The following is a 1,681-nucleotide window of genomic DNA, read 5'->3' as shown; positions in this document are numbered from 1 at the left end:
CGTAGCGCAAGGCGGAGGAATCCTGACCAACACAAACAAGGCCCCCGGTCAGCACTGTGCAGGCAGTGCCGGCCGAGGGCCTTCATACGCACTGGGGTCAAATACAGTGCGTTCCATGGGGTGCTCCGGGTGTGCTGGAGGAGGCCGGCGGGGCGAACGTGCTTCGGGTAGAGGATCAGGTTCGCCTCGCCGAAGCCGAACTCGTCCACGTGGCAGTCGAGGAACTGCTCCTCCGTGTAAGCGATGTGGCCGCCTGTGTGGGGCTGCTCGACCTCCAAGCCGGTGGACCGCGATAACGGCGGCCAGTACGAATTCCCCACGTACGGCCAGTTGGCGTGTCACTCTCCGTGTCGTTGACGCTGTCGGGCAGGGACAGGGGCATTGCGTTTGTCACTCGCATGGCTGTGCTTGTCGGTGCAGCTGCACCATCTGACAGACTTCGATCATGAACATGAACAGTGTGTTGCTCTATGGGTGCGCGGTGGTCGTCATCGTGTCGGGCATCCAACTCCTGGCGACGCTCGCCACGAAGGACTGCGAGGAGATGTCTCCTCCCCTGGCCTTGCTGCGGGCGTGGCGGCAGCCTCTCCCGAGAGCCGCCACGGGGCTGGTGGCCACCATGGCGGTGCTCGGCGTGGCCCAGACGGCTGCCCCCGCCGTGATCGATGCGCTCGAGCGACACCCTCATGGTGCGTGGTGGCGAGCCGTGACCGCCTTGATGGTGCAGTCATCGGGCTGGTTCCAACTCCTGTTCAACCTGGCCGCGCTCGCGGTTGTCGCTCCGCTCGCCGAGCGGCAGTTCGGCTCCTGGCGGACGTTGCTGGTCTTTACGGCAAGCGGCGTGACGGCGCAGGCGGTGAGCATGGCCGGCTGGAGCCCCCAAGGAGGCGGGGACTCCGTGGCGATCTGCGGCCTCGTCGGCGCACTCGCCACTTGGTACACGGCGCGCGGCAGCGTCGTCGCCCTGCGGCGGGTGGCTCTCGTCATCCCCGCCGCGGGTCTTGTCCTTTGCCTCCTCACCAACAACCACGGCATGGGCCTTCTTGTCGGCAGCGCGCTGGGAGTCGGACTGGCAACTCCTGCCCGCCCGCCCCTGGCGGTCTGACTCAGCGTGACGGCGGGCGGCCAGATAGTTCCCCAGGAACTGGCCGCCTGTGGGGAGTTACAACTGGCCACTGACACCGCGAGACGACGGCGGCGAGATCGGCCTGTCCGGCGAAGCGGTCGACCGAGTCGCTAACAGCCGCGTTCCACTTGCCGCTGTGAAGCTACCCGTCAGCGGCGACGACCTTCTCGGCCTCCTCCGCCATGGCGGCGAGCAGGTCGGCCGGAAATGACTGGTCGCGCGTGGCGAGCGTGCACGCATTGGCGATCGGCGATTCCGCGCACGCAGGCCCGGTGGGCGGACCGTGGTGCGGGACTGGAGCCAGAAGGCCCACTGCTCCACTGGCTCGGGCCGACAGACGCTCAGTGTCATCGAGACCGAACATTTCTGGCCCGGGTAGGTCACCCGGCCGGTCGTCCCTCTCCTACAGGACGTCGCGGCTCGATTTCGCTACCACCAGCGACAACCTCCGCTGGCGACCCCAGTGCGTATGAAGGCCCTCGGCCGGCACTGCCTGCACAGTGCTGACCGGGGGCCTTGTTTGTGTTGGTCAGGATTCCTCCGCCTTGCGCTACG

General features: G+C 67.1%; 1 protein-coding gene. It reads left to right on the top strand.

Annotated features, from left to right (window positions below; translation table 11 throughout):
• Positions 1–445: 445 nt before the first annotated feature.
• Positions 446–1,105, top strand: coding sequence for a rhomboid family intramembrane serine protease (locus IH61_RS43775; RefSeq protein WP_078911752.1), 660 nt, complete (start codon positions 446–448; stop codon positions 1,103–1,105).
• Positions 1,106–1,681 lie beyond the last annotated feature (576 nt).

Source organism: Streptomyces sp. NRRL WC-3742 (genome assembly GCF_000720635.1).
GTDB lineage: Bacteria > Actinomycetota > Actinomycetes > Streptomycetales > Streptomycetaceae > Kitasatospora.
Note: the sequence above shows the minus strand (reverse complement) of the source record. Positions and strands in the feature narration are given on the sequence as shown.

Bases quoted from the DNA above. Each gene is read 5' to 3' on its own strand.
- IH61_RS43775 (WP_078911752.1), top strand. From the start codon at position 446: ATGAACATGAACAGTGTGTTGCTCTATGGGTGCGCGGTGGTCGTCATC.